The organism is Olsenella uli (genome assembly GCF_016899935.1).
Classification (GTDB): Bacteria; Actinomycetota; Coriobacteriia; order Coriobacteriales; family Atopobiaceae; genus Thermophilibacter; species Thermophilibacter uli_B.
Genome location: NZ_JACJJK010000001.1, coordinates 386263 through 407480, shown reverse-complemented (window position 1 = coordinate 407480; position 21218 = coordinate 386263). Strand labels below are relative to the sequence as shown.

General features: G+C 68.5%; 11 protein-coding genes. 5 read left to right on the top strand and 6 right to left on the bottom strand.

Annotated elements, in window-relative coordinates; translation table 11 throughout:
* Positions 1 to 52: 52 nt before the first annotated feature.
* The 3 genes from H6A07_RS01790 to H6A07_RS01780 are packed head-to-tail and all read right to left on the bottom strand — an operon-like array spanning position 53 to position 4927.
* Positions 53 to 2317, bottom strand: a complete 2265-nt coding sequence (locus H6A07_RS01790; protein WP_204812740.1) for a glycogen/starch/alpha-glucan phosphorylase — start codon at positions 2315 to 2317, stop codon at positions 53 to 55.
* Between the two features lie 2 nt (positions 2318 to 2319).
* Positions 2320 to 3879: a 4-alpha-glucanotransferase gene (malQ, locus tag H6A07_RS01785; RefSeq protein ID WP_204812737.1), complete on the bottom strand. Its 1560-nt coding sequence runs from the start codon at positions 3877 to 3879 to the stop codon at positions 2320 to 2322.
* Between the two features lie 46 nt (positions 3880 to 3925).
* Positions 3926 to 4927 (bottom strand): LacI family DNA-binding transcriptional regulator, encoded by a 1002-nt coding sequence (locus tag H6A07_RS01780; RefSeq protein ID WP_204812736.1) that lies wholly within the window; start codon positions 4925 to 4927, stop codon positions 3926 to 3928.
* A 593-nt stretch (positions 4928 to 5520) separates the two neighbouring features.
* On the opposite strand from H6A07_RS01780, the gene H6A07_RS01775 reads away from it, so the two are divergent.
* Positions 5521 to 7098 (top strand): UDP-glucose--hexose-1-phosphate uridylyltransferase, encoded by a 1578-nt coding sequence (locus tag H6A07_RS01775; protein ID WP_204812733.1) that lies wholly within the window; start codon positions 5521 to 5523, stop codon positions 7096 to 7098.
* Positions 7099 to 7144: 46 nt separating this feature from the next.
* Positions 7145 to 8392: a galactokinase gene (locus H6A07_RS01770; protein ID WP_204812731.1), complete on the top strand. Its 1248-nt coding sequence runs from the start codon at positions 7145 to 7147 to the stop codon at positions 8390 to 8392.
* A 452-nt stretch (positions 8393 to 8844) separates the two neighbouring features.
* Here H6A07_RS01770 and H6A07_RS01765 read toward each other — a convergent pair whose 3' ends face one another.
* Complete coding sequence (locus H6A07_RS01765; protein ID WP_204812729.1) at positions 8845 to 9822, bottom strand: hypothetical protein; 978 nt, start codon at positions 9820 to 9822, stop codon at positions 8845 to 8847.
* A 291-nt stretch (positions 9823 to 10113) separates the two neighbouring features.
* On the opposite strand from H6A07_RS01765, the gene H6A07_RS01760 reads away from it, so the two are divergent.
* On the top strand, positions 10114 to 12558 hold the full coding sequence (locus H6A07_RS01760) for an InlB B-repeat-containing protein (protein WP_204812727.1): 2445 nt from the start codon (positions 10114 to 10116) through the stop codon (positions 12556 to 12558).
* A gap of 220 nt (positions 12559 to 12778) precedes the next feature.
* On the opposite strand, the gene H6A07_RS01755 is transcribed toward H6A07_RS01760, so the two are convergent.
* Positions 12779 to 13420 carry a metallophosphoesterase family protein gene (locus H6A07_RS01755; protein ID WP_204812726.1) on the bottom strand — a complete coding sequence of 214 codons (642 nt, stop codon included), beginning with the start codon at positions 13418 to 13420 and terminating at the stop codon, positions 12779 to 12781.
* Between the two features lie 12 nt (positions 13421 to 13432).
* On the bottom strand, positions 13433 to 15394 hold the full coding sequence (locus H6A07_RS01750) for a BMP family ABC transporter substrate-binding protein (RefSeq protein ID WP_204812724.1): 1962 nt from the start codon (positions 15392 to 15394) through the stop codon (positions 13433 to 13435).
* A 104-nt stretch (positions 15395 to 15498) separates the two neighbouring features.
* Here H6A07_RS01750 and H6A07_RS01745 point away from each other — a divergent pair, with 104 nt between their 5' ends.
* Together H6A07_RS01745 and gltB are read left to right on the top strand one after the other, a co-directional pair.
* Entirely contained in the window at positions 15499 to 16440 is a 942-nt protein-coding gene (locus tag H6A07_RS01745; RefSeq protein ID WP_204812713.1) for a CPBP family intramembrane glutamic endopeptidase, read from the top strand.
* A gap of 185 nt (positions 16441 to 16625) precedes the next feature.
* A complete protein-coding gene (gene gltB / locus H6A07_RS01740; RefSeq protein WP_204812711.1) occupies positions 16626 to 21218 on the top strand; it encodes a glutamate synthase large subunit in 4593 nt (1530 codons plus the stop codon).

Below are 21218 nucleotides of genomic sequence, written 5' to 3'. Positions count from 1 at the left end.
GGGAGGCAGGGGGTGGGGGCGGGTCCGGCGAGAAGAACGTCGCCCCCCGTCCCTACGAGAGGTGCCAGATGTCGCGGTCGTACTCGCGGATGGTGCGGTCGGACGAGAAGAACCCGGATTTCGCCACGTTCACAAGGGCCTTCTCGCCCCAGGCGGCGCGGTCCTCGTAGTCGGCGAGGCAGCGCTCCTTCACTGCCACGTAGTCGCGCGCGTCGAGCAGCGCCATGAAGTAGTCCTTGGCCACGAAGTCCCGGTAGACGCGAGTGAGGCAGCCCGCGTCGCCGCAGGCGAGGAGCTCCGGCGAGCAGATGAAGTCCAGCACCTCCGCGAGCTCGCCGTCCTGCTGCCAGTAGTCCCAGGGCCGGTAGTCGCCGCGCGCATAGAGGCCGATCACGTCCTCGGAGGAGCGGCCGAAGAGGTAGATGTTCTCGTGCCCCACGAGGTCGGCGATCTCCACGTTGGCGCCGTCGAGCGTGCCGAGCGTGACCGCGCCGTTGGCCATGAACTTCATGTTGGAGGTGCCGCTCGCCTCCTTGGACGCAAGGGAGATCTGCTCGGAGACGTCCGCTGCGGGGATGAGGTGCTCGGCGGCCGTGACGTTGTAGTTCTCCACGAAGACCAGGCGCAGCCACGGCGAGACCTGCGGGTCCTCCGCGATGAGCCTCCCCAGGGCCAGAAGCAGCGCGATCGTGTCCTTGGCCAGGGCGTAGGCCGGGGCCGCCTTTGCGCCAAAGACCATCGTGACCGGCCGGTTGGGAACGTTTCCACGCTTGATCTGCAGGTACTTCCAGATGGCGTAGAGGGCGTTCATCTGCTGGCGCTTGTACTGGTGCATGCGCTTGACCTGGATGTCGAGGACGGAGTGCGGGTCAATCTGGATGCCCTGCTCGGCGGCGAGCCACGCGGCCAGGCGCTTCTTGTTGGCCACCTTCACGTCGAGCAGGCTCCGCACGAAGACGGCGTCATCGCGCAGGGCGAGCAGGTCCTCGAGGCGCGCGGCGTCGCGCTTCCAGGCGTCGCCGATCGCGTCGGTCACGAGCTCGGCGAGCGCGGGGTTGCAGCCCATGAGCCAGCGGCGGAAGGTGACGCCGTTCGTCTTGTTGGAGAACTTGCCCGGGTAGAGCTCGGCGAAGGGGCGCATCTCGGACTCCACGAGGATCTGCGTGTGGAGCGCCGCCACGCCGTTCACCGCGTGCGAGAAGTGCACGTCCAGGTTGGCCATGTGCACGACGTCGCCGCCGTCGATCACGGCGAGGCCGTCGTTGTCCGTGCGGGTGCGGGCGAGCGCGTCCAGCTGCCGGATCACGGGCACGATGCCGGGCGCCACCTGCTCGAGGTAGCGCATGGGCCACGTCTCCAGCGCCTCGGCGAGGATCGTGTGGTTGGTGTAGGCACAGGTGCGCTCCACGATGTCGGCCGCGTCCTCGAAGGAGACGCCGCGCTCCATGAGCAGGCGCACGAGCTCGGGGATCACCATCGAGGGGTGGGTGTCGTTGATGTGGACGGCCACGTGGTCGGCCAGCTCCTCCGGCGCGAAGCCGCGCTCCTCGAGCTCCGCCAGGATGAGCTGGGCGCCGGCGGAGACCATGAAGTACTGCTGGTAGACGCGCAGCAGCCGACCGTCCTCGTCGGAGTCGTCTGGGTAGAGGAAGCTCGTGAGGCTGTGGGCCACGTCGCGCTTGTCGAAGGCGATGCCATGCTCCGGGGCGCTCGCCGGGTCCTCCACGTCAAAGAGGTGCAGGCGGTTCACCACGCCGTTCTCGTAGCCGGGGACCTCGATGTCGTACATCCGCGCGGTGAGGGGCCCAAAGCCAAAGGGCACCGAGAAGGACCTGCCGCTGTCAAGCAGCCAGGACTCGGGCTCAATCCAGGGGTTGGGCTCCTCGCGCTGGACGCCGGCCGTGAGGTCCTGCCGGAAGAGACCGTAGTGGTAGTTGAGGCCCACGCCGTCGCCGGGAAGCCCGAGCGAGGCGATCGAGTCGAGGAAGCACGCGGCGAGCCGGCCGAGGCCGCCGTTGCCGAGCGAGGGCTCCGGCTCGCAGTCCTCCACGGCCGCGAGCGAGGTGCCGTGCGCGGCGAGGACGCGCTCGACCTCGTCGGCGAGGCCGAGGTTCACCAGGTTGGCGTGAAGCAGCCGCCCCACGAGGAACTCGGCGGAGAAGTAGTACAGCTTGCGGTCGCCGGCGGCGGGCGCCAGCTCGTGCTCGACGTCGCGCGTGGCGCGCAGCAGGGCGCAGAAGACCTGCTGGTTGCTGGCGTCGTCGAGGGAGGTCCCCATGTCGGCGAGTACCTGGTTCAGGCGGTTCTCGAAGTCCATCTCTAGCGTCCTCCGTTCTTCTCGGATTTCTCGTTCTTCTCAGGCGAGCCCGCAGGCTTCGGGGCCCGCCGCGCGGGCAGGCGGTGGTAGAGCTCCATCTGGCGGTGGATGCGCGCGGCCAGCTCGTCGGTCGCAAAGTCCGGCTCGGCGCGCCAGCACCAGTTGCCGCCGAGCGTGGAGGGCGTGTTCATGCGCGCCTCGCTGCCCAGGCCCAGGAGGTCCTGCATCTGGACCACGGCGAGCTCGGAGGCGCTGGCCCAGATGCCGCGCATCATGCCCCAGCCCTCGCCCTCGGCGGCGTCCAGGTGCAGGTACTCGCGAGCGACCCGGGCGTCCTTCTCGGGCGCGGTGGCGAGCCAGCCGAGCGCGGTGTCGTTGTCGTGCGTGCCGACGTAGGCCACGCTGTTCACGGGGTACGCGTACGGGAGGTAGGTCTCGTCGCCGGCCTCGGAGTCGCGCGTGTCGAAGGCGAACTCGAGCACCTTCATGCCGGGAAAGTCCGAGTCCGCCAGGAGCTGGCGCACGGAGTCCGTGAGGTAGCCGAGGTCCTCGGCCACGATCTCGCAGGGGCCCAGGCGCTGCTCCAGGGTGCGGAAGAGCTCGATGCCGGGGCCCTTGCGCCAGCGGCCGTCCGCAGCGGTGACGGCGGTGGCGGGGATCGCGAAGTAGGAGTCAAAGCCGCGGAAGTGGTCGATCCGCAGGATGTCGTACCTACGCAGCTGCGCGGCGATGCGGTCGCACCACCACTCGTAACCGTCCGCCTTCATGCGGTCCCAGGCAAAGAGCGGGTTGCCCCAGAGCTGCCCGATCGCGGAGAAGCCGTCGGGCGGCACGCCGGCGATCTCGTCGGGGACGAGCTCGTCGTTCAGCTGGAACTGCTCGGGGCGCGCCCACACGTCCGCGCTGTCGAGCGCCACGTAGAAGGGCAGGTCACCCATGATCTGCACCCCGGTCGCGGTCGTCTCGGCGCGCAGGCGCTCCCACTGGCGGAAGAAGAGGCACTGGACGGCCTTCCAGAAGCGGACGTCGTCGGCGAGCTGGTCGCGCGCGGCCGCGAGCGCGGCGTGCTCGCGGTGGCGGAGCGGGCGCTCCCAGGTGACCCAGGAGGCGCCGCCGTGCGCGTCCTTCTCGGCCATGAAGAGGGCGTAGTCGTCAAGCCAGGCGTGCTCGTGCTCGCAGAAGGCGGCGAGCTCCGCGGCGTGCTCGCGCTCTAGACGGCGCGCCGCGTGGCGCAGCACGCCAAAGCGGTTGCGCCAGAGCGCGCCGTAGTCCACGCGCGTCGGGTCCGTGCCCCAGTCGAGCCCCGCGTACTCGCTGCGGCGCAGCAGTCCCTCCTCGGCCAGGTCGTCCAGGTCGATCAGGTAGGGGTTGCCGGCGTAGGTTGAGAACGACTGGTACGGGGAGTCGCCGTAGCTCGTGGGCACCACGGGCAGCACCTGCCACACCGCCGTCCCCGAGCGGGCGAGAAACGCCACGAAGTCTCGGGCTGCCGCACCGAGGGTGCCCACGCCCCAGGGGGAGGGGAGCGACGTCACGGGCATGAGGATGCCGCCAGATCTCACATCTCTTCCTTTCTCGAAAACTTGCCTAAAAGGGGTCAAGCCCCTTTTAGGCAACACGGACGCTCTCGCGCTCCATGAGCTCGAAGGGGACCACCTCGTGGGCCGCCGTGCCGCCGGCCATCAGGTCCAGCAGGAGCTGCGCGGCGCGCCGGCCAAGGAGCTCGGAGCCCTGACGGATGGTCGTGATCCGGGGCACGGAGAACTGCGAGAAGGACGTGTCGTCAAAGCCCACGAGGGAGAGGTCGCCCGGCACGGAGAGCCCGGCGTCGGCGATGGCGCGCAGGGCCCCGAAGGCGAGGACGTCGCCGAGCGCGAAGACGGCGGTGAGGTCGGGCGCGCGGTCGAGCAGGCGGCGCGTGGCGTCGTAGCCTGCGGCCTCGAGAAACGGGCACGGCTCGTAGTCGCGCTCGTAGTCGAGGGCGGCGCCGTGCTCGGCGAGGGCGCGCTCGACCCCGCTCAGGCGCTGAGCCGCCACGCTGTTGGCGTCGCGGTCCCCGCCGACGACGCCGATGCGTCGGTGCCCGCGCTCCCAGAGGTGCCCGACCGCGCGCGCGGCGGCGGCCTCGTTGTCGATGGTCACGCTGGAGAGGTTGGGAAAGCCGAGGTCTGCTGCCGAGTTGGTCACGAGGACGCTGGGAACCTCGATCTCATGGAAGGACTCGGCAAAGTAGCGCGGCTCGCCGCCGAGAAAGACCATCCCCTTGGGGCGTCGGCTCTGCTGGTAGTCGATCGCGGCGCGCACCTCGCGGGAGTCGTCGTCCAGGTAGGTGACCGCAATCTCCTCCTCGGCCGCGGCGAGGCTCGCCTGGAGGGGGCCGATGATGTCGTCAAAGAGGCGGTTGCCCACGCCCATCACAAAGACCACGACCGGCGTCTGCTGGCGCATCTTGAGGTAGCGCGCGTTGGAGTTGGGCTCGTAGCCGCACTCGGCCATGACCGCCAGGATGCGCTTGCGGGCGCGGTCGCTGACGTTGGGCTGGTCGTTGATGACGCGCGAGACGGTGCCCACGCCGTAGCCCGACCTCGCCGCGATGTCCCGGATGTCCATGTCGCCTCGCTCTCTCAGATTGGAAACGTTTCCAGTCGCTGAGACAGATATACCACGCGCGGGCGAGAAGAACGGCGACGTTGCAAAAAATCCGCTGGCGGGCGAAAAGCTACCGTCCGCCGGCGCGGACGGGGTGGCGCGGCCGGGCTCGTCCGCGAATCGGCGCCCTTGTCGCGGGACGTTCTAGAAATCGCCGTTCTTGTCGCAGCGCGCTCCAGGAATCGGCGCTCTTGTTGCGGCAAGCTCTAAGAATCGGCGCCCTTGTCGCAACGCATTCTAAGAATCGGCGCCCGTGCGGCAGTCGAGGCCCCTCCCGTGGTGCGCGGGCGCCGATTCTCGGACGCACCCGGAGCAACCCCGCCAATTCCCGGACGCGTCCGCGCCAACGTCCCCGATTCCCGGATCCGCCTGCGCCAACGTCCCGAATTCCCGGACCACCCCGGAACAACGTCGCCAATTCCCGGACCGGTCCGCGTGCGGGAGGCGCCGCGCCGCTGGCCGCAACCCCGCGTCCGGGCCGGTGCGGATGCGGTATCGTTTTCAAGCAAGTGAGCCGATTTGTTTCGGGCGGACGCCCGAGGAGGGAGCGCGCAATGGCCGATGATCGCTCTGGAGCGGTGGAGAGGGGAGTCGCCGATCTTGTCGCCTACGCGCTTGACCGGGGGCTCATTGGCGAGGAGGACGTGACCTACGCCGCCAACCTCATGCTCGACGCGCTCTCCTACGAGCCCGAGGGCTCGTTCGTCCCGCGCGAGGCCGTCGCTGCCGCGCGCACCGCCGAGGCGCGCCCCGAGCTCGAGGTCATTCTCGCCGGCCTGCTGGACGACGCGGTGGCCCGGGGCGTCTGCGACCCGGGCATCGCCAGCCGCGACCTCCTGGACACGCGCCTCATGGGCTGCGTCACCCCGCGCCCGAGCGAGGTCGTCCGCGAGTTCTGGCACCGCTACGACGAGTCCCCCGAGGCCGCTACGGACTACTTCTACGCGCTCGCCCAGGACACCGACTACATCCGTCGCTACCGCATCGCGCGCGACCGCAAGTGGGTCGCGTCCACGCGCTACGGCGACCTGGACATCACGATCAACCTCTCCAAGCCCGAGAAGGACCCCAAGGCCATCGCCGCCGCGCTGGAGAAGCAGAAGGCGGGCGGCGCCGAGCCCTACCCGCGCTGCCAGCTCTGCCCGGAGAACCTGGGCTACGCCGGCCGGCTCGACCACCCCGCGCGCGAGACCATCCGCCTCATCCCGCTCACGCTGGCGGGCGAGCCGTGGTACCTGCAGTACAGCCCCTACGTCTACTACAACGAGCACTGCATCGTGCTGTCCGAGAAGCACGTCCCCATGCAGATCAGCCGGACCACGTTCCAGCGGCTCTTCGAGTTCGTTGAGAAGTTCCCGCACTACACCGTGGGCTCCAACGCCGACCTGCCCATCGTTGGCGGCTCCATCCTCACCCACGAGCACTACCAGGGCGGCCGCTACGAGTTCGCGATGGCGCGCGCCGGCGTGCGCGAGAAGATCGCATTCGAGGGCTTTGACGACGTCCGCGCGCAGATCGTGGACTGGCCGATGTCGGTGATTCGCCTGGACGGCGCCGACCCCGCGCGCCTCGTGGAGCTGGCCGACAAGATCCTCACCGCCTGGCGCGGCTACACCGACGAGACCGTGGGCGTGCTCGCCGAGACCGACGGCACCCCGCACAACACGATCACCCCGATCGCGCGCCGTCGCGGGGACGACTTTGAGCTGGACCTTGTGCTGCGCAACAACCGCACCACCGAGGAGTACCCGCTCGGCATCTTCCACCCGCACCAGGAGCTGCACCACATTAAGAAGGAGAACATCGGCCTCATCGAGGTCATGGGCCTGGCGGTGCTGCCGGCGCGCCTGCTCGGCGAGATGGACCGTCTCGAGCAGGTCATCCTCGCCGGCGAGGACCCGGCGGGCGTGCCCGAGGTCGCGAGCCACGCGCCGTGGGCGGCCGAGGTACTGCAGCGCCACCCGGAGTTCCAGCCGCAGAACGTGGCCGGGGCGGACGCGGCGGTGCTGCACGCCGTGATCGAGGACGAGATCGGCCAGGTCTTTGCGCAGGTGCTCGAGTGCTGCGCGGTCTTCGCTGACGACGAGGAGGGCAGGGCGGCGTTCGCGCGCTTTGTCGCGACCGTCTGCTAGGTGGAAAAGGGACTGTCCCTTTTCCACATACGAAAGGAGATCACCCATGGGAGTTCCCACGACCGACGCGCTGACCACGGTCTACGGCGAGGACGCCGCGCGCGCCGCCGAGCGCCTCGCCGAGCTGGCCGCGCGCTATGACGAGGCCTTCGGCGCCGGCGACCCGGAGTTCTTCACGGCCTCCGGCCGCACGGAGATCATCGGCAACCACACGGACCACAACGGCGGCAAGATTCTCGCCGCCTCCATCACGATGGACAGCATCGCTGCGGCCCAGCGCACGGATGACGGCATCGTGACCATCTGGAGCGAGGGCTACCCCGAGGCCATCGTCGTGGACACCAACGCCATCGACAGGATCGCCCACGGCGGCGGCTCCACCACGCTCGTGGCCGGCATGCTCGAGGCCACCGTCAAGCGCGGCTTCAAGATCGGCGGCTTCAACGCCGTGGCGTCCTCCGAGGTCATCCCGTCTGCGGGCGTGAGCTCCTCGGCCTCGTTCGAGATGCTCGTCTGCGAGATCGTGAACCACCTCTACAACGACGACGCCATCGACCGCGCCGACTATGCGCGCATCGGCCAGTACGCGGAGAACGTCTGGTGGGACAAGGCCTCCGGCCTCATGGACCAGATGGCCTGCGCCGTGGGCGGCACGATCCTTCTGGACTTCTCGGACGGCGTGAAGTACGAGAAGGTCGACTTCGGCTTTGACGAGCTGGGCTGCGACCTCGTGATCGTGAACACCGGCAAGGGCCACGCCGACCTCTCCGCCGAGTACTCCTCCGTGCCCAACGAGATGCACGCCGTGGCGGCCGAGCTGGGTGTCAAGAACCTCTGCGACTCGAGCGAGGACGCGGTGCTCGCGCGCCTCTCCGAGCTGCGCGAGAAGTGCGGCGACCGCGCGGTGCTGCGCGCCCTGCACTACTTCGAGGAGGTCAAGCGCGTCGAGGCTGCGGAGGCCGCGATCAACGCGGGCGAGAAGGACCGCGTGCTCGACCTCATCACCGCCTCCGGCCGCAGCTCCTGGGAGTGGCTGCAGAACGCCGTGGTCCCGGGTATGCCCGAGGAGGAGCCCATCCCGATGGCGCTCGCCCTCACGGAGCTCTACCTGCGCAAGATCGGCGCGGGCGTCTGCCGTCTGCACGGCGGTGGCTTCGCGGGCGTCATCATGTGCGTGATCCCCAAGGCCGAGACCGCCGGCTACGTGGACTACATGGCCGGCTACTTCGGCCGCGAGAACGTCTACCTCACCAACATCCGCCAGACGGGCGCCGCCTGCCTGGGGAAGGCGTAGGCGGAGGCATGCTCTTCTCGACATACTCGCTCGTTCGGGCGGCGGCGCGGTCTCGGCTGCGTCGCCGCCCTTCTGTGCGGTTACATACCGGCGCACCCCGTTCGAGGCATCTTCTCGCCGAGTGTACGAAAGTCCGCGCAACGTTGCGCCAAATCGGTACTTCTCACTGACGTTTTCCCAGTTGAGAAGCTCTGAGACGGGGACGGGCGCCGGGAGTTTCGTACACCCGGCGAGAAGAGCACATGAGCCCCGTTCGCCGATGCGGTATCGAACATGTAACGTTTGTCTATTGAGCGATTGGCAGGAGGAGGTACAATTTTCGCATGTCTGAATGGCGTGGGCGGATGCACGCGTCATTCCGTTTGCTCATATGCCCGTGTTGGGGTACCGAGAGAAAGGCGAGAGACATGAGAAGAAGCATCAGGGGGGGGGTATGCTGGCTCTCGCTTGCCCTAGCAGCTAGCATGGCCCTGGGGGCGGTCCCCGCCCTCGCCGAGACGACTGCGGAAGACCTGGGCGAGGTCACGGTCGAGCAGCAGTCGGTCCCCGAGGACGAGAAGGACGTCGAGCCCCGCGCTGCGGGTGCGCTGTATGTGAGCGCCTCCGGCAGTGACGAGACCGGCACGGGCAGCGATGACGCCCCGTACGCATCGCTTGCCAAGGCGGTGGAGGAGGCGCAGAGCGGCGATACGGTCGAGCTGCTCTCGAACGTTGAGGCCAGCCGGCTTGCGCTTGTTAGCGGCAAGATCCTTACGATTGACGGCAATGGCTACGAAGTCACCCGTGCAGAAGGATTCGAACGTGCGCAGGACCAGGGCCGCGGCGGGTATCATTCCGCGATTATCGAGGTCGCTAATCAGTCTGAGCTTACGCTTGTCGACATCACGCTGAACGACAAGTTCCTTCACGAGGAGGACGACTATAGCCTCGCGGGTTCGAGTGCCGAGGACAACACCGGTAAGGTGCAGGATGGCATCATTGCATCCTACGGTGATGGCGGCTCGACCATCATCCTCGGCAACGGCGCCACGCTGAAGAACTTCGGCGGCCTTTCCGCCGTGTACATCACCGGTGAGAACGGCGAGGGCGCCACGCTTGTCATGCAGTCTGGCAGCAAGATTTGCGACGACAATCTCGGTACGCGTGCGGGTGGCTACGCTGCAGTCTTCAACCATGGCGGCACGTTCACGGCCGAGCAGGGCTCCTCGATTGAGGGCATCGACGGACGCGCGATTTTCGCCGACAACGGCGGTGTGACCACGTTCGCTGGAACCATCAAGAACATTACGTCGAGCGAAAAGGTTAAAAGCCCGGTTGACGCCGGCGTTGCATACTACGGAAGCGGTAATACCAAGTTCACCTTGGCTTCCGGCGGTGTTATCGAGAGCATAAACTCGCACGACAACACCGGGTCGGATTCTGTGCTGCACCTGATTAGCTGCACCTTTACGACGGAGCAGGGCTCTGAGATTCGCAACATCTCGCCTTCCGGGATTGCCGACATGAATGGTGCGACGGTTGATCTCGGCGGTTCTATCTCGAACGTGAATGCTAAGGACGTACTTTTCCGTATGCGCGGTACGCAGGGTGCGTTCTATCTTCGTAAGACGGGCAGCATTAAGGAGTGCGCAGCGGACACTGCCGTTGTCTATTTGAACGGCGGCAAGCCAACCGTCGAGATCGCTGGCACTATCGAGGATGTCAGCCCAACGGTGTTTTTCATGTCTAACAACGGTTCGCGCAAGGACGGCAGCATTACGCTGACGGAGACGGGCGTTATCACGAACGTCACCGGTTACGGTATGCGACTCGAGGATCCGTCCAATGTAACTATTGCCGGTACGATTACCAACTGCTCGAGCTATGCCCTACAGTATTACCCCAAGAGCAACCAGTCACTATTGACGATTAAAAGCACCGCAACCATCGAGGACAACAACGATGGTGGGGCTCAGGTTCGTGCGCAGAACACGCTTCCTGCAACCGATGCGCAGGAGCACATCGTGCTTGAGCCGGGTGGTCTTGACGGCAACACTACGGTTGACCTTACTGCTTTTGACGTGACGCTTGATTCCGATTACGAGAACATCAAGCTTGGAAATGCGAGCAGCTCGGCGGCAACTGCCATTAAAGATGCCGTTGCAAGCCAGTGCGCCGATTGGACCGTCGTCGGGTCGAGTGCCGCTTGGGTTCAGCCGTCGACAAGCGAGGTGCATTTTACTGCGTCCCGTAGTTCCTACATGAAGAAGACTGCCCTGTTCGCTGCGCTTATTCCCCTTAACGAGGACGGAACGCCGGTCAGTGGGGCAGAGGTCATCCTTCAGGAGGTCGAGAACTCCGATCCCGTTGATGTGACGCTTACAGGTCTTACCGCTGGCCAGTCTTACGCGATGATGTTCGTCAACAACAATGAGTACACGCTCGCACCTGACGACGTCACCATCTATACCGGCGGTGGTCAGGGTCAGGAGACCTCGGACAACGGCTTTCCTGCGCTGACGCTCACAAACTGCTTGGATGACATTGAGACGCTTGAGGTGGATGGCCAGCCGGTCGACTCCGGCGACCTCATGGGCGAGCTGCTCCAGCTCTTCACGGTGACCTACACCGACGCCGAGGGCAACCCCGTCACCAATGACGCCGAGGCCGGCGAGTACACCATGACCCTCCAGTGGGCCAAAGGCGAGCATGAGGTTCGCATCAACGGCAACGACGTTGCGGACGAGTTCGGCACGGGCGTGCTTACCGTGCGCTATGTCGAGAACATCGACGAGGCCATCGACGGCACGAACACCCACGAGCTGCTGGACGACGAGCCGACCGAGCTCGTGGAGCATGCCGAGGCCATTGCCAACGAAAGCCCGCTGCCGGGGTTGTTTAAGACTGAGTTCTACACCAACGACGACGAGGACCGCCAGGTCGCGGCCGACGGCATCCAGATCCTTGACGACGACCTCCTCGTCGACGAGGACGGCACCGACCGTCAGTACCTTCTCGAGCAGCGCGCCGTCGACGAGGGCGTCCTTCCCGCGCTGGGCGAGGGTCAGGCCTATCGCTTCGACTTCCACTACCTCGACCTCGTCGACGCCTACAACGGCAACGCCTGGGTCTCCGCCAGCTACGGCACCACGGTGTACCTGCCGTACCCCGACGAGATGACCTATGACGAGGCGAAGTACATCAACTTCACCGTGGTGCACTATCCCGAGCTGCACCGCGAGTACGGATTCTCCGGCGAGGCCGAGGTCGTGCCCGCCATCGAGGCCTGCGTCCCCGAGGTCGTCGAGGCTGAGTGCACGCCGCAGGGCATCAAGTTCAACGTTCCTCGTGAGGGCTTCTCGCCGTACGCCATCGTGTGGCAGACCGACGCCCGCACCATCACCGCCAAGGCCGACGAGGGCAGCACGGTGACCCCGGCGGGCACGTTCACCGTCTCCGTCGAGGAGGGAAAGACCTTCTCCATCGAGGCGAAGGAGAACTACGCCATCGCCGACGTCACCCTGAACGGGGTCTCGGTGCTCGATCAGGTGAAGGACGGAACCTTCACCGTCCCGGCGAGCGAGGAGAACCAGGAGCTCGTGGTCACGTCCCGCTCGACGCTCCACACCATCACCGCCACGGCGGGCGAGGGCGGCACCATCACGCCGTCCGGTGACGTGACGGTGTCCGAGGGCGACGGCCAGACCTTCACCATCACGCCGAACGAGGGCTACGCCATCGCCGACGTCAAGGTCGACGGCGAGTCCGTGGGCCGGGTGGACTCCTACGCCTTCGACGGCGTGACCGAGGACCACAGCATCGAGGCCACCTTCGAGACCGAGTCCGCAGCTCCCCACGAGCACGTCTGGTCCGACTGGAAGTGCGACGGAGAGACCCACTGGAAGGTCTGCGAGGTCTGCGGCGCCGTCTCCGAGAGGGCGGAGCACACCTTTGGCGACTGGGAGCAGGTGAGCGGGGCCACCGAGTCCGAGAAGGGCCAGTGGGTGCGCACCTGCACCGTTTGCGGCTACGAGCAGCATGGCACGACGCCCGCGACGGAACCCGACGGCTCTGGCATGCCGGGGACTGGCGACCGCACCCCGACGGTGCTGACCGGCGTCCTGGCGGCGTGTGGCGCGGCGCTGGTGGCGGGCACGGTGATCTACCGCAGGCGTCACGACGGCTAGCGGCAGACGTCCCTGATACCAGGAGCGGCCTCGTTCCCTCACGGAGGGAGCGGGGCCGCCTTCTTGTGCCGTCGTTCTTCTCAGTCGCACGTTCTTCTCGCCAGATTAACGCGCTCGATCAAGCACAACCTTCTATATCTGCAGATAAAAATAACGCGCTCGTACAATCGAGCGCGTTATTTTGTCGAGAGGAACCTGCGGCTGAGAAGAACGCGCGCCCCTACACGTTCTCGGGGCGGAAGAGGCCGCGGCGCTCGGGGATCGAGTCGTCGGGGAGGTCCAGCAGGTAGGAGCCGCAGGCGTTGACGATCGTGGCGCCGCTGGGGTGCTCGCGCACGCGCTCGATGCGGCCGTACTCCATGTGGACGTGGCCGTGCAGCAGGTAGCGCGGCCGCACGCGGTCGAGCAGTCGGTCGAACGCCTCGAACCCGCGGTGCGGCAGGTCGTCGAGGTCGCCGTAGCCGCGCGCCGGGGCGTGCGTCACGATCAGGTCCACCCCGCCCGAGGCCTGGGCGAGCAGCGCCATGCGCGCCGCCCTTCTCGCCATCTCCGCCTCGGTGAAGCCGTGGACCTGGTCGTTGTAGCGGATGGACCCGCCGAGCCCCATGACGCGCAGGCCACAGAAGTCGCGCACGTGGCCGTCGATGTCGATGCAGCCCTCGGGTGCGTGGCGCTCGTAGGCGGTGTCGTGGTTGCCCCATACGTAGAGCAGCGGCACGTTGGCGAGGGTGACGATGTGCTCGAGGTAGGTCGCGGGCAGGTCGCCGCAGGAGACGATCAGGTCCACGCCGGCCATGCGCTCGCGGTCGTAGTGGTCGTAGAGCCAGCTCTCCTCGGTGTCCGCTATGCAGAGAATCCTCACGTCCCGTGCCCCCTAGCGGCTCGTGTCCTTGAGCAGGACCGTCGCGGGGTCCACCGGGATCACGCCGGCGACCTCCACCTCCACGAGGCCGTCGCGGTCGAGCTCGTGCTGCTCGGGCAGGCGGCCCACCACGTTCTCGTTGAGCCAGCGCATGCGCACGATCTGCTCGCTCGTGAGCCGTCCCGCCTCCGGGCCCTGGACCACGTCGCCGCCCTGCGCCACGAGCTTGCCCGTGAACGGGTGCACGCGCCCCGAGAGCACCGACTGACGCAGCACGTCCACGAGCATGCGCTGCCCGCGCGGCAGCTCGTCGGAAAGGCTCACGTCCAGTACGCCGGCGGACATGCCCCACCAGTAGTTGAGCGACTGGCCCGCGACCTTCTCGCCCTCCCGCTTCCAGGTGTCGTTGCGGATGGAGCGGACCAGCATCTCGTAGTAGCGCCCCCACTTCCAGACGGGCTCGGCGAGATGGGTCTCCGCGCCGCTCTCCTCCACGCGGTAGAGGCCCCAGGACTCCTTGGGCGCGAGCGGGTTGGCGTAGTCGCGCCCGGAGATGATGTGGACGCCCTCCTCCTTGAGCTCGCGGCGCCAGTCGTAGTCCTTGGCCGAGAACCACTTGAGGTGGACCGTGACGTAGGGGTCCACCATCTGGGCGCCGATCGCGAAGGCGTTGATCTCCGCTACCGTGGAGAAGACCGGCGACTCCGCGACGTAGCCCACCTTGTGGTGGCCCGCCAGGCTCGCCGCGAGCGCGCCGAGCAGGAACTTGGCCTCGTACATGCGACCGTAGAAGCCGCGCACGGCGCTGTGCGAGAGGCTCACGGAGCAGTTGAGGTAGGCCGGCCCGGGGTGCTCGGCTGCGGCGCGCGTGACCTGGCGCATCTGCGAGGGCGAGCAGGTGATCACGAGGTCCGCCCCGTGCCCCACGGCCTCCTCGACGGCCTGGTCGAAGGCGGCGTCGGAGCTGCGGTCGGTGAAGGCGCGCGTCTCCACGGTGCCGCCCAGGCGCTCCTCGAGCCTTCGGCGGCCGCGCTCGTGCAGCGAGATCCAGCCCGATGAGAGCGGGTTGCGGTCGTAGATGAAGGCCACGCGGAAGGGCTTGGCGAGCACGGCCTTCTTGGCGAGGTTCTTGAGCTTGGGCAGCGGCGCGGTGTGCTCGGTGTTGGGGTCCTCGAGGTAGGCCCGAGCGCCCTCGCCCTGCGTGACCACGAACTCGCCCCAGACCTTGCCGACCTCGGCGTCCACCTGCGACGGCGTGAGGCCGCGCGCGTGCGAGAAGCCATAGATCGTGATATAGGTAAGCAGGGCGTCGCCGATCTGCAGGTCGAGCGCGTCGCCGCCCCGGGCGCGCCACGACGCGGAGAAGCTGTCGAAGAGCGAGCGCAGGTCGCGCACGTCGTCCTCGGGCCACGGCTCGTCGAGGTCGCGGTCGAGAAGGGCCGCGAGGCGCGCGTAGAAGCCCTCCTCGGAGGAGATGATGCCGTAGATGGGGCACACGCGGTAGAAGCGCGTGAACTCGTGATAGAGGCGCAGGGCCTTCTCGTCGGAGGGCATGGGCGTCACGCGCGTGATGTTTGCCAGGATCGTGGGCATGCCCAGGTAGCGCGAGACGCTCACGCGCTTGTTGCCCTCCTGCACGTAGAAGCGCTGCAGGTACTCGAAGACCACGATTGGGTCGCGCAGGCCCTCGGTGCGCTGGGAGTCGATGAGGTCGCTCCACTTCATCGCGAACTCGGAGGTGGGCTCGGCGATGGGAAGAAAGCCGCTCGAGAACATGTTCTGGCGGCCGCGCGTCTTGGTGCCGGCGATGAGCGAGAGGTCTATCTCCGTGAGGCCGACGGGAACCTCGCCCTGGTAGCCCTGGTTCTTGAGGATGTCGTCGAGGGCGGGGGGATAGGGGTAGCGACCGGCGGCGACGTCGCGCTCCACCTGCTTGAGGCCGAGCTTGCGTGCCTTGGCGTAGTCCTCGAGCATGGGGCTCCCTTCGTGGGCGGGACCGTTCTCACCCATGGTAGCGAATCGCCCGGACATCAATGCCCGGCACAACGGGTATGCTTGCGATATGACGGGAGGTCCACATGGCGCTCATCAGGACGCACAGGCAGGGGTGGGCGATCGCGCTCACGGCGGTCGGGTTCCTCGCGCTCTTCGTCGCGCCGAGCGTCCCGATGCTGCCCCTCCTGCTCGACCAGGCGCTGCAGCGCTTCCTGCTGTTCGCGCTCGTGGCGGCGTTCGTGGCGCTGCTCGGCGGCGGCCGCGCGCTCGTGCCGAGCGTGGCGGGGCTGCGCCGCGCCCTGCACGAGGGGCGCTACCCGGTGCTGCTCGCCCTGGGGCTGTGCGTCCTTGAGGTGACGGCCCTGCTCCGCGCGGCGGGTGCGGGCGAGGGAGCCTCCGTCTCCCCCTCGTGGGCGGCGGACCTCGTGGCGACGGCGCTGCTGTGCGCGGGCGTGGGCCTCTACGAGGAGGCGCTCTTCCGGGTGCTGCTCCTCGGCGGCCTGCTCTCGCGGCACGGGGGGACGCGCAACGGTGTGGTGGCGTCGGTGCTGGTCTCGTCCGTGGCCTTTGGCGCGGCCCACGTCGCTCTGTCCGCGTCGCTCGACCCGATCACGCTGGCCCAGATGCTGCTCAAGACCGCGCAGGCCGCCTTCATCGGCCTTCTGCTCGGCACCGTCTACGTGCGGACGCACAGCCTCCTCGGCGTCGCCGCCCTCCACGCCCTCGGGGACTTCCTGCTCATGGCGCCGCTCGCCGTGCTCGGTGGGCTGGAGGACTCCCTCGGGGGCTACGTGAGCGGGGGAGAGGGCGCCCTCGCCGTGGTCGCGGGCCTCTCGCTCGTGGCGAGCTACCTCGTGGTCGTGGCCCTCTACGTCCCGGCGGCGGTGCGCGCGTGGGAGCTGCTCGGGACCGCGCCGGTGCCGGAGGCGGGCCCGCTCTCGGAGAGCTGGGCCCCGCGTGCCGACGACGACGCGCGCCTCGCGGCGACCGACGACGCGCGTCCCGTCCGTCCGCGCGGGCTGTGAGCCCATCCCGTCTCGTCGCCCGCCGCCGGCCCAGCTCCGCGTTTCGCGCCCGTTACCGGAGCGCGTCGCGCGCGTGACCGCCGGGAAACGCGCGCGTGGCGAGCGCGTAGCAAGTTCGTCTCGCTTTTCTCGCCCGCCGACGGCGCGCCGTAGACTCGCCCTTGGAACCGAACGAGGGGAGTCACATGGAAAGCGGCCTCTATCGCGAGAGCTACGAGCATGACGCCTGCGGCATCGGCGCCATCGCACACCTGCACGGCGTCCGCAGCCACCAGACGCTCGACGACGCGCTCTCGGTGCTCGTGAACCTCGAGCACCGCGGCGGCAAGGGCCTCGAGAAGAATACCGGCGACGGCGCGGGCGTGCTCTTTCAGCTGCCGCACCGCTTCTTCCGCAAGGAGGCGCAGAAGGAGGGCCAGCTCCTGCCCGACGAGGGTGACTACGGCGTGGCCATGCTGTTCCTGCCGCACGACGACCCGGCGGGCGTCACGGCGGCGCGCCAGGTCTTCGAGCGTGGCTGCGCGGAGTGCGGCGTGCCGCTCATGTTCTGGCGCGCGGTGCCGGTTGACCCGCACGACCTGGGATCCACGGCGCAGGCCTGCATGCCCACGATCTACCAGGCGTTCCTGCGCCGCCCGGAGGACGTGGCGCGCGGCCTGGACTTCGAGCGCCGCCTCTACGTCTGCCGCCGCACGATCGAGCGCGCCGCCGACGCCACGCCCGCGCTCGCCGGCAAGATCTTCTACGTCTGCAGCATGTCCAGTCGCACGATCGTCTACAAGGGCATGCTCGTCGCCACCCAGATGCGTCGCTTCTACCTGGACCTGAACGACGCCGCCGTGGAGACGGCGCTCGCCCTCGTGCACTCGCGCTACTCCACCAACACGACGCCCTCCTGGGAGCGCGCGCACCCCAACCGCTACATCATCCACAACGGCGAGATCAACACCCTGCGCGGCAACGTGAGCTGGATCCGCGCGCGCGAGCCGAGCCTCTACTCCCCGGCGCTGGGCGCGGACCTGGCGCGCGTGCTGCCGATCATCAACCGCGAGGGCTCGGACTCCGCGATCCTGGACAACGTGCTCGAGTTTCTCGTCATGAACGGACGGCCGCTCGACCGCGCGGTCTCGCTCATGATGCCGGAGCCCTGGGACAAGAACCCCGCGCTCAGCGACAAGCGCCGCGCCTACGACGCCTACCAGTCCATGCTCATGGAGCCCTGGGACGGCCCCGCCGCGATCGTCTTCACCGACGGGCGCACGCTGGGCGCCGCGCTCGACCGGAACGGCCTGCGCCCCGCGCGCTACTACGTGACGCGCGACGACCGTCTGATCCTGGCCTCCGAGGTGGGCACCATCGACGTCGAGCCCGCCAACATCCTGCGCACGGGCTGTCTCGGCCCCGGCGAGATGCTCGAGGTCGACCCCGTGGCCGGCCGCGTCATCGGCAACGACGAGATCCGCGACCGCCTGGCCGGCGAGAAGCCCTACCGCGACTGGCTCGACGAGGAGACAATCGACGTCGCCGACCTGCCGGAGCCGCAGCCGGCGGAGGCGGAGGTGCCCGTGCCCGCCGACGCCCCGTCGCTCGCGGCGCGCCTCGCCGCCTACGGCTGGCACTACGACGACGTGGACGAGGTCGTGCGCCCGATGGCCGAGAAGGGCGCGGTGCCGCTGGCCTCGATGGGCGTGGACGCGCCGCTCGCCTGTCTCTCCACCAAGACGCGCTCGTTCTTCGACTACTTCAACCAGCTCTTCGCCCAGGTGACCAACCCGCCGATCGACGCCCTGCGCGAGAGCCTCGTCACGAGCACGGTGCTCTACCTCGGCAACCACGGCAACCTCCTCGAGGACTGCCGCGACTCCTGCCGCCTGGTGCGCCTGCCCGGCCCCATGCTCTCCCGTGCCGACTTCGAGCGCATCCGCGCGATCGACCGCGCAGGCTTCCGCGCGGAGACGGTGCGTGCGGTCTACCCGGCCGGCGGCGGCGAGGGCGCCCTCGAGCACGCCCTCGACGAGCTGGCCGTCGCGGCCGAGAAGGACGTGCGCTCCGGGGCCAACATCGTCGTGATCTCCGATCGCGCGGGCGCCGGCGAGACGCCGATCCCGTCGCTTCTGGCCCTCGGGTGCGTGCACAACCACCTCATCCGCTGCGGCCTGCGCACCCGCGCCGACCTCGTGGTGGAGACCGGCGACGCCATCTGCGCCCACGACTTCGCCTGCCTGGTCGGCTACTCGGCGAGCGGCATCTACCCCTACCTGGCGCACGACTGCATCGCCGACCTCTGCGCGCGCGGCGAGCTCTCCCTCGCTCCCGAGGAGGCCTGCGCCCGCTACGACCGCGCCGTCACGGCGGGCATCGTCTCCATCATGTCCAAGATGGGCATCTCCACGATGCAGGGCTACCACTCCGCGCAGATCTTCGAGATCCTGGGCCTCTCCGACGAGCTGGTCGAGAAGTACTTCACGTTCACGGCCACCCGCGTGGGCGGCCTCACGGTGGCCGACCTCCAGCGCGAGCTGGACGCCCGCGCCGCCGCGGCCCGCGCCCAGGCTGCCTCGCCCGCGCCCGACCAGCTCCCCACGCTCGGCCTCACCAAGTGGCGCCCGGGCGGCGAGGAGCACCTCATCGACCCGAAGGCCATCTACCTCCTGCAGCGCGCCTGTCGCGAGGGGGACTACGGCCTCTTCAAGGAGTTCTCCGCCTGGGTGCATCGCGGCGGGCGTGCCGTCACCCTGCGCGACCTCATGGACTTCTCGCCCGTCGGCGCGCCCGTGCCGCTCGACGAGGTGGAGCCCGCGAGCGAGATCGTCAAGCGCTTCAACACCGGTGCGATGAGCTACGGCTCGATCTCCCGCGAGCAGCACGAGTGCCTGGCCATCGCGATGAACCGCCTGCACGGGCGCTCCAACACCGGCGAGGGCGGCGAGGACCCGGCCCGCGAGACGGCGCTCCCGGGCGGCGACTCCGCGTGCTCGGCGATCAAGCAGGTGGCCTCGGGCCGCTTTGGCGTGACGAGCCGCTACCTCTCGAGCGCGATCGAGATCCAGATCAAGATGGCCCAGGGCGCCAAGCCCGGCGAGGGCGGCCACCTGCCCGGCCGCAAGGTCTATCCGTGGATCGCCGAGGTGCGCCAGTCCACGCCGGGCGTGGGGCTCATCTCGCCGCCGCCCCACCACGACATCTACTCGATCGAGGACCTCGCCGAGCTGATCTTTGACCTCAAGAACGCCAACCCCGGCGCGCGCATCTCCGTCAAGCTCTGCGCGCTCGCCGGCGTGGGCACCATCGCCACCGGCGTGGCCAAGGGCGGGGCCGACAAGATCCTCGTCTCCGGGCACAACGGCGGCACGGGCGCCGCCCCGCGTGACTCGATCTACCACGCGGGCATCCCCTTTGAGATCGGCCTCGCGGAGACCCAGCAGACGCTGCTGAGAAACGGCCTGCGCTCCCGCGTGGTGCTGGAGACCGACGGCAAGCTCATGAGCGGGCGCGACGTGGCGATCGCGGCGCTTCTCGGCGCCGAGGAGTTCGGCTTCGCCACGATGCCGCTCATCGCCTGCGGCTGCCTCATGCAGCGCGACTGCCAGCGCGACACCTGCCCGGCGGGCATCGCCACGCAGAACTGCGCGCTGCGCGGCCGCTTCGCGGGCCGGCCCGAGCACGTGGTGAACTACCTGACCTTCGTGGCCGAGGAGCTGCGCGAGGTCATGGCCGAGCTGGGCTTCCGCACGGTGGACGAGATGGTGGGCCGCGCGGACTGCCTGCGCCAGGTGCCGGTCGCCGGGGAGGCCAACTGGAAGGCCAACCGCCTGGACCTCTCCGACCTTCTCGCCTGCGCCGAGCCCGAGTTCGGGCGGCACGTCCCCGGCGCGGACGGCCGTCACTTCCTGCCCGAGATGGGCCCGGACCTGGAGCTCGACCGCACGCTCGACGCCACGCTCTTCGTGCCCTACACGGCCGAGGCCCGCGCGCACCTCACGCCGGTGCGCTTCCGCGCGGACATCGACAACGTCAACCGCTGCGTGGGCACGCTCCTGGGCAGCCACGTCACGCGGGCGCACCCGGAGGGCCTGCCCGAGGGCTCGATCACGGTGGACTGCGAGGGCTCGGCCGGCCAGAGCTTCGGCGCGTTCCTGCCGGCGGGCGTCACGCTCAACGTCTCCGGCGACGCCAACGACTACTTTGGCAAGGGGCTCTCGGGCGGCGTGCTGTCCGTGCGCCCGGCCGACGGCGCCACCTACAAGTTCGACGAGAACGTCATCGTGGGCAACGTGGCCTTCTACGGCGCTACGAGCGGACGGGGCTTTGTGAACGGACTCGCCGGCCAGCGCTTCTGTGTGCGCAACTCCGGCGCCACGGTGGTGGTGGAGGGCGTGGGCAACCACGGCTGCGAGTACATGACGGGCGGCTGCGTGGTGGTGCTCGGCGAGGTCGGCGCCAACTTCGCGGCCGGCATGTCGGGCGGGGTGGCCTACGTCTACGACCGCTTCGGCACGCTCGCGCGGCGCTGCAACACCGAGCTCGTGAACCTTGAGGAGCCGGACGCCCAGGACCTCGAGCTCGTGCGCTCGCTCGTGGAGGAGCACGTGCGGCGCACGGCGAGCCCGCGCGGCATCAAGCTGCTGTACCAGTTCGACGAGGCGTCGGCACACTTCGTGAAGGTGATTCCGCGCGACTACGAGCGCGTGCTCGCGCTGGTCGCCGAGGCCAAGGCTGCGGGCGCCACCCACGAGCAGGCGCTGAACCACGCATTCGACGCGATGAGGGAGGCCTAG